General features: G+C 40.0%; 1 pseudogene. It reads left to right on the top strand.

Annotated features, from left to right (window positions below):
- Positions 1 to 18 precede the first annotated feature (18 nt).
- Positions 19 to 1,406: pseudogene (locus G468_RS0117920) on the top strand (DNA transfer protein); the annotation flags it as partial.

The following is a 1,406-nucleotide window of genomic DNA, read 5'->3' as shown; positions in this document are numbered from 1 at the left end:
ACTAAATTAGCGGATATGGTGGCTGAGAATACAGTAGGAGCATTAGCACAGAATAGTCAGCGCGATAACGCCCAAAGTTTAGCGACTGATTTTGGTGTGGGTCTAGCGGGAAGTGGATTAGCCAGAGCTATTACGCCTATATTAGGGAAGGCTTATAATACACTTGTGCAACGTACAGTATCTCCGGCATCAAATGACATTAACACGGCAAATGATATTGTACAGCTAGCAAGATCTAAAGCTGGTCGCCAATCAATTGCAACTCAGGCTGCAAAAATAGATCCGGATATTGCTAAAGCAGCTGATGTTGCAGGTGTTGATATTAACGCTTTAACACCAGGTATGCGTTCAGGTAGTACAGGTATTGCACAAACTGAAGGTGTTCTATCTTCCACACCTGGTATTGCACAAGACGCCCAGATGAAAGCATTTGATGAAATAAAAAGTAAGTTGAATAAAAACTTAGAAGAATTAGGCGCTGAAGCTGGAACTGCATCAGAAAAAAGTGCAACGATTAAAGGAAGAGTTATATCAAATCTGGATGAGATGAGAGATGCAGAGTGGAAAGCATGGAATGATGTTAGATCTACGATGCCAAATCAGAAGATGAAAATGGCTAATGCTAATGCGGTTATTCAAGCAGAAAATTCTGCCGGCGTTCCTTTATCTCCTGAAATGAAGCAATTTGTTTCTGCTTATAAAAAAGGGGGTATTACATTTGATGGAATGAAAGCCTGGAGAGCTAAATTTGCTGATGCGGCAGAAAAATATAGCCGTAGAGGTGAAGCAAATGCGGCTAGACGTGCTGGAGAAGTTAGGCAAGCCATAACGCAAGATATGCAGAAAATGGCACAACAGGGTGGTTTTCTTGAAGACTGGACGAAAGCTAATGAGTTATCTAAAGCAAGAATAACTGCACAAAAAGATGCTGAAGCTATTTTTGGACGAGACTTATCAAATGATGTTCTAATCACAAAAGGTGTTTCTGCGTTACAAAGTTCATCAAAAAAAGGTTTAAAAGATTTTCACAAAATAATGAAATCTGTTCCAAAGGATGAATATGAACCAACGATCGCGTCGATCTTGCAGGATGCAGCATCACAGGGTGTTAGAGGTGGAAAATCAGAAGGGGCAGGGATTTCTCATATAGCAAGCATACTTACACCACAGAATATTAACGTGATTAGACAATATTCACCCGAACTTGGAAAACTAGCAGAATCTTATGGAATATTAGCAAAAGCTGCTTCAAAACCTTTAAAAAGCATTGAACATACGGGTAGATCTGTTCCGGCATTAAAAACCTTAAACGGAGAATTACCTAAAATATTACAGATTGTTTCTGATCCACTTAAAAATAAAGCCGTTGGTGCAATTGCGGGTTATGCAGGTGGAGGATTGGCAGG

This window comes from Arsenophonus nasoniae DSM 15247, from assembly GCF_000429565.1.
GTDB lineage: Bacteria > Pseudomonadota > Gammaproteobacteria > Enterobacterales > Enterobacteriaceae > Arsenophonus > Arsenophonus nasoniae.
Note: the sequence above shows the minus strand (reverse complement) of the source record. Positions and strands in the feature narration are given on the sequence as shown.